Here is a 6,485-nt window from a genome sequence, read left to right as displayed (position 1 = left end):
GATTTTGGCAGTGGGGTTATGGGTGGCGGCGGGAGGCTGTAAGGAGTGCGAGCGGCGTGGGAGGGCCGTGCGGCGGGCGCTCCGGGTGTGCTGCATGCTATTTATTTGATAGCTGCTCGCGCTCGTCCTTATTGGGCTGCAGGCACTTTTTATAGGTAAAAGTTGATACAGATCAAGAATGTGAGGGGTTTTGATGCCCCTGGGCGCGCCTAGGGCAGCCGCGACACCCGCCAAGCCTTCCTGATGCAATCCTGATGCGGCCGATGGTACGCTGGCCTTCTGATGACGAAAGCCGCTGAATCTACCCCTGCCACCCCCGCCACGGGTGCCTATTTACGCCGCTGGGCCATCGTGGCGGCGCTGCTGGCGGCCGCCACCGGTGGCGGGCTGCTGCTGGACAGGCAGGTGACGATTGCCAGCCAGGCCATGCTGTATGTGCTGGTCGTGGTGGTGGTGTCTTACACCATGGGCTGGAAGGAATCTGTGGCCTCGGCGCTGGTGGCAGTGACAGCGCTGAACTTCTTTTTTGTGCCGCCGCGCTTTACCTTTGAGGTCGAAAACCAGGAACACCTGATTGCGCTCTTCAGCATGCTGCTGGTGGCGCTGGCCATCAGCCACCTGTCTGCGCGGCTGCGGCGCGAGACGGCCGTGGCGCAGCTGAACGAACAGCGCGCGCGCCAGCTGCAGGGCCTGGCCACGCAGCTTTCGACCGCGGCAACGGCACACGACATTGCAGCCCTGGGCCAGGCCGCACTGGACGAGGCCTTTGCAGGCCCCTGCCTGCTGGGCACGCTGGACGCCGCGGGCGAGCTCTCGAACGCGGCGGTGCTGGAGCCTTCGGTGCTGGACGGCATGAAATGCTGCATGCGCGAAGCGGCCACGCTGGGCCCCGGCACCGGGCGCTGGCCGGGGCTGAACGCCTGGTACCTGCCCTTGGGCGACAAGGCGCAGATGCACGGCGCCGCGCGGGTAGAGCCTGCACCGGCGCACGACACCGGCGGGCGCGAACATGCCGAGGCGCTGTGCGCGCTACTGGGCCAGGCACTGTGGCGGCTGCGGCTCAGCCAGTCGATGCAGGCGGCGCAGGGCGAAGCGCAACGCCAGCAGGTGCAAAGCACTTTTCTGGCGGCCATTTCACATGACCTGCGCACGCCGCTGGCGACCGTGGTGGGTGCGGCTTCGGCGCTGCAAACGCAGGGCGACAAGCTGTCCCCTGCCGAGCAGGCGCGGCTGCTGGGCAGCATTGTGAGTGAGGCTTCTTATCTTTCAACCGTGACGGAGAACACGCTGCAGCTGGTGCAGTTGTCCAACACGGCGCAGCCGCCGGCGCGGCAATGGGAATCACCCGAAGAAATTGTGGGCGCTGTGCTGGCACGTGTGCGCAAGCGCGACCCGCAGCGCCGCATTACCTCCACCGTGCAGGCCGGGCTGCCGCTGATCAAGGCCGACCCGGTGCTGTTGGCGCAGCTGGTCGACAACCTGCTGGACAACGCGCTGAAGTACAGCACTGGGGCGATTGCGCTGTCGGTGGAGGCCCAGGGCAACACGCTGCGGCTGGCGGTAAAGGACAGCGGGCCGCAAATTGCAAAAGACAGGTACGAGGCCATCTTTGCGCCTTATGCGCGCGGTGACCAGTCTGGCCCGCGCGGCGCGGGCCTGGGCCTGGCGCTGTGCCGCGCCATTGCAGAGGCGCACCAGGGCCGGCTCACCTTATCGTCGCGCCGTGATGTGGGGGAATCGGTTGAAGGCAATGTCTTTACCCTGACGCTGCCCATCGAGGCCCAGCAACCCGCCGGTATGCAGCCATGAGCCTGCGCATCCTGGTGGTGGAAGACGACCGCGACCTGCGCGAACTGATGCGCGCCTCGCTGTCGGTGGAAGGGTTTGACGTACAGACAGCCGTGTCGCTGAGCGAAGCCGCGGCGCTGGTGCGCAACGACCCGCCTGACGTGATCTTGCTGGACCTGGGCCTGCCTGACGGTGACGGCGCGGAGCTGGTGCAGGAGGTGCGGCGCAAGCATTCGCTGCCCATCCTCGTGGTGTCGGCCCGCCACCAGGAGGCGCAGAAAATCAAGCTGCTGGACGCCGGCGCCGACGACTACCTGACCAAGCCTTTCAGCGTGAGCGAGCTGCTGGCGCGCATACGCGTGGCGCTGCGCCACCGCGGCACGGCCCTGGCCGCCGCCGTGACGGTGCACGAGCTGGACGGCCTGCGTGTGGACCTGACGCTGCGCACCGTGCAGCTGCACGGTGAGACGCTGCACCTGACGCCCACCGAGTTCAAGCTGCTGGCACGGCTGGTGCGCAGCGCGGGCCGGGTGGTGACGCACCGGCAGCTGCTGGCCGACGTGTGGGGGCCGGAGTACACCGAGCACGTGCACTACCTGCGGCTGTACATGGCGCAGCTGCGCGCCAAGATTGAGCAGGAGCCGGCCGAGCCGCGGCATTTGCTGACCGAGACCGGCGTGGGCTACCGCTTGGCGGCGGATTGATTGCGTTAGCCGGACTACTTATGCGTTCCTGATGCGCATCGGCCGACAGTGAAGGCCTCTTCACTGTCGGATGGAATGTATGGGAAATGTCGCAACGACTGCGAATGCTGCTGCAGAGGGCCAGGCCACTGCAGCCAACAACGACACACGTAAAAAAGGCCATCGCGAAGGCGTGGCGGCGCTGACGCTGGGCGCGCTGGGGGTGGTGTATGGTGACATCGGCACCAGCCCGCTCTACACCATGAAGGAAATCTTCAGCCCGGCCACGGGCGTGCCGCTGGATGCACAGCACCTCATAGGCGCGGTGTCGGTGATCTTCTGGGGCCTGATGATGATCGTCACGCTCAAATACATCCTGCTGATCTTGCGGGCCGACAACAACGGCGAAGGCGGCATCATGGCGCTGACCGCGCTGGCGGCCAAGGYGGCGGGCCACAACCCGAAGGCGCGCACGGCGCTGCTGCTGACGGGCGTGCTGGGCGCGGCGCTGTTTTACGGCGACAGCGTCATCACGCCGGCGATCTCGGTGCTCAGCGCGGTCGAAGGCCTGGAGGTGGTGACGCCCGCGCTCAAGCCCTATGTGCTGCCGGTGTGYATGGCGGTGCTGGTGGGGCTGTTTGCGGTGCAGCGTTTCGGCACCGGCCTGGTGGGCAAGCTGTTTGGCCCGGTCATCGTGCTGTGGTTTGGCGTGCTGGCCTTTACCGGCGCGATTGAGATTGCGCAGCAGCCCGCCATACTGGCCGCGCTGAACCCGCTGAATGCGCTGCGCTTTTTAAGCGCGCAGGGCTGGCACATGTTTGTGGCGGTGGGCGCCATTGTGCTGGCCTTTACCGGCGCTGAAGCGCTGTACGCCGACATGGGCCACTTCGGCAAGCGGCCCATCCAGTTTGCGTGGGGAGGCCTGGTGCTGCCGGCGCTGGCCATCAATTACATGGGCCAGGGCGCGCTGCTGACGCGCGACCCGGCTGCGCTGGAGAACCCTTTTTATCGCCTGTTTGCCGAGGCCTGGCTGATCCCGGCCGTGGTGCTGGCCACGCTGGCCACGGTGATTGCCTCGCAGGCTGTCATTTCGGGTGCTTATTCAATGACTCGGCAGGCCATACAGCTGGGCCTGTTGCCGCGCATGAGCGTGCTGCACACCTCGGCGCGCGAAGCAGGGCAAATCTACATGCCGGGTGTGAACTGGCTGCTGCTGGCCGCCGTGCTGGCCACCGTGCTCGGCTTTGGCAGCTCGTCGGCGATGGCGGCAGCCTACGGCATTGCAGTGACGATCACCATGCTGATCACGACCTTGCTGACCTTCTTTGTCATACGCCAGGGCTGGCGTTACCCCTTGCCGCTGGCGATTGCGGCCACGGTGACTTTTGTGGCGGTTGACCTGCTGCTGGTGGTGTCGTGCATGCTGAAGTTCATGCAGGGCGGCTGGTTTCCGCTGGTGCTGGGCGTGGCGATCTTCACCGTGATGGCAACGTGGCGGCGCGGGCGCGAGTTGCTGGTGGAGAGCATCCGCCACGACGACCCGGAGCTGTTGCCCTTTGTGACGGCCCTGTCGGCCGACAGCGATGACCGTGTGCATCGCGTGCAGCGCACCGCGGTGTACGCGGTGGCCAACCCCGACACGGTGCCGCAAGCGCTGATGCACAACCTCAAGCACAACCAGGTGCTGCATGAGCGCAACCTGATCCTGACGGTGGTGTTTCATGACGTGCCATGGATTCCGTTTGCCGAGCGCGTGCAGGTGCAGCCGCTGGCGCCCGGCTTCTGGCGGGTAGAGGTGAACTACGGCTTCAAGAACACGCCCGACATTCCGAAAGCGCTGGCGCTGTGCAAGGCCCAGGGCCTGGCCATCAACCTGTTCGAGACCTCGTACTTTCTGAGCCGCGAAATCGTGGTGCCCACGCGCGGCTCGGGCATGGCGCACTGGCGCGAGGCGCTGTTTGCGCTGATGTCGCGCAACGCAGGCAGCGTGGCGGGGTTTTTCAGGCTGCCCAACAACTGCGTGATCGAGCTGGGGACGCGGGTGCAGATTTGAGGGGTTTGCTCCGCCCGCGTAGCAGGCCGGCGGCCTGCGTAAGCGATGGACGTCACTATCAATTTAATAGCTGCTCGCGCACGCCCCTATTGGGCCAGAGGCAGTTTTGGCACCCGAAAACAGCTGTTTTTGCCGGTTCTGGCGCTTTCCCGGCAGGTTCAAGCCGGTCCAAGCCTGTTTGGGCTGCGCAAGGCCGCTATTAAAACAATAGCTGCTTGCGCACGTCCTTATTGGCCTGGAGGCCATTTTGGCACCTGAAAATGGCATCAAAATAGCCGGCCATGCGCCAGCCAGCCGCCTCAAGCCTTGCCGTCGTACTGCTCAAAGAAGCCGATGGGGTGCATGTCGATGCGCCAGCTGGCCTGTTCGCCCAGTGTGGCCGCCGGGTGCAGCGAGGCGGCTTTCACCGCCTCTTCGGCGTTGGCGGCCTCGATGATGAAAAACCCGCCGACCAGCTCTTTGGCCTCCGTGAACGGGCCGTCAATTTTTTGCGTCTTTCCGCCGCGCGGCTGCAGGCGGATGGTCGTTTCGGGCTCGCCCAGCGAGGCGCTGACGCGCAGCTGGCCGGTGGCCTTGAGCTGGGCGTCCTTGGGCGGGCACTGGCTGACCAGGGCCTGTACGTCGGCGGGCGGCATGGCCGCGAATTCGACGGGGTTGTAATAGGCGAGACAGAGGTATTTCATGGTGTTTTCCTTAAAAGTGGTTCTGACACCTCTACGACGAACGGGCCGGGCCGGAATCGACAAACCGGTGCGAAAAAACTGCAGCGGTAAATTCGCGGCCGGAATTGCGCCGTTCAGGCCACCAGCGCCGGCAGGTCGGCCATGGCGATGAACACGTGCACCGCACCGGCGGCGCGCAGGGCCCGGGGTGCGTCGTGGCCCAGCTCGGGCGGGCTGTAGCCAAAGACCGTGCAGCCGGCGGCCACGCCGGCCGCGACGCCGGTGATGGTGTCTTCGACCACGGCGCAGCGCTTGGGGTCTACCCCCAGCGCCGCGGCGGCGGCCAGGTACACATCCGGAAAAGGCTTGGAACGCGGCGTCTCGTGTCCGCTGAAAACCTTGCCTTCAAAGAAAGGCATCAGCCCACACTTTTCCAGTTGCAGCTCGACCTTGAACCGGTCGGCGCCGGACGCGCAGGCAATGCGGCCCTGGTAGGCCGTGTGGATCTGGCTGACGGCCTCGACCGCGCCATGCACGGCCAGCAGTGACTCAACCAGGGCTTCGTTGCGGCGGGCGCGAAACTCCAGCATCCACTCTTCCGTCACGGGCTTGCCGGTATGGGCCTCGATGTTGGCCGCCTCGTCCTTGACGGCCTTGCCGACAAACATCGCCATGCACTCGGCCGAGCCGAGCTTCCAGCCGAGCTCTTCGAGCATGTCGCGCAATACGCCGTTTGTAATCGGCTCGCTGTCGACCAGCACGCCATCACAGTCAAATAACACCGCGTCGAATTTCATCTGTCTGCTTTCGTGTCTATGGGGGCTGCGCCGGGTTTACGGCTGGCGCATCGAGGGTGGACATCACCCACTCAGGCCTCATGTTAAATCGCACCGGCAAAATACTGACGCCCAGTCCGCTGGCGCTCATAAACGGACATCAACACCCGTTTCGTTCACGGCCTCCATTACGCCGGTGCTGTGCGGCGCCAGGCCGTAAGCGCGCAGGTTTTTGCGCAGCTCCGCGGCATCGACTTCGTTCCAGGCCAGGCCGCAGTCCATGCAGGCATGTGCATACGGGTTCCGCAAGAACACCGGCTTGCCGACAAGGGAGCGCAGCAAGCCACGCAAGGGATAGAACCGCTCCGCTTCGAAATTGCCGCGCACCACCTTGCGGCTGCTGCAGCGCAGGCAATACATGCCGCGCACGGTCTGGTTGAACATCTGCCCTCCCCCTTATTGAATGTCGCCGTCGACATGTTGAACATCTGCCCTCCCCCTTATTGAATGTCGCCGTCGACAT

General features: G+C 65.0%; 6 protein-coding genes. 3 read left to right on the top strand and 3 right to left on the bottom strand.

Features of this window, described 5'->3' with window-relative positions; all coding sequences use genetic code 11:
- Window positions 1–282 precede the first annotated feature (282 nt).
- The 3 genes from AC1D0Z_RS14280 to AC1D0Z_RS14270 all read left to right on the top strand — a co-directional run bounded on the left by AC1D0Z_RS14280 (window position 283) and on the right by AC1D0Z_RS14270 (window position 4,524).
- Window positions 283–1,809 (top strand): sensor histidine kinase, encoded by a 1,527-nt coding sequence (locus AC1D0Z_RS14280; protein ID WP_477658887.1) that lies wholly within the window; start codon window positions 283–285, stop codon window positions 1,807–1,809.
- On the top strand, window positions 1,806–2,492 hold the full coding sequence (locus AC1D0Z_RS14275) for a response regulator (protein ID WP_477658886.1): 687 nt from the start codon (window positions 1,806–1,808) through the stop codon (window positions 2,490–2,492). The genes AC1D0Z_RS14280 and AC1D0Z_RS14275 overlap by 4 nt, the downstream gene beginning before the upstream one ends.
- A 79-nt stretch (window positions 2,493–2,571) precedes the next feature.
- Window positions 2,572–4,524 (top strand): potassium transporter Kup, encoded by a 1,953-nt coding sequence (locus AC1D0Z_RS14270; RefSeq protein WP_477658885.1) that lies wholly within the window; start codon window positions 2,572–2,574, stop codon window positions 4,522–4,524.
- Between the two features lie 299 nt (window positions 4,525–4,823).
- Here AC1D0Z_RS14270 and AC1D0Z_RS14265 read toward each other — a convergent pair whose 3' ends face one another.
- The 3 genes from AC1D0Z_RS14265 to AC1D0Z_RS14255 all read right to left on the bottom strand — a co-directional run bounded on the left by AC1D0Z_RS14265 (window position 4,824) and on the right by AC1D0Z_RS14255 (window position 6,406).
- Entirely contained in the window at window positions 4,824–5,207 is a 384-nt protein-coding gene (locus AC1D0Z_RS14265; protein WP_477658884.1) for a YciI family protein, read from the bottom strand.
- Window positions 5,208–5,320: 113 nt separating this feature from the next.
- Window positions 5,321–5,983: an HAD family hydrolase gene (locus AC1D0Z_RS14260; RefSeq protein ID WP_477658883.1), complete on the bottom strand. Its 663-nt coding sequence runs from the start codon at window positions 5,981–5,983 to the stop codon at window positions 5,321–5,323.
- Between the two features lie 126 nt (window positions 5,984–6,109).
- Window positions 6,110–6,406, bottom strand: a complete 297-nt coding sequence (locus AC1D0Z_RS14255) for a hypothetical protein (protein WP_477658882.1) — start codon at window positions 6,404–6,406, stop codon at window positions 6,110–6,112.
- Window positions 6,407–6,485: the final 79 nt, after the last annotated feature.

The sequence above is a fragment of the Polaromonas sp. P1_E3 genome (assembly GCF_056405935.1).
The sequence above is the reverse complement of the archived record's forward strand: the minus strand, read 5'-3'. Positions and strand labels throughout refer to the sequence as shown.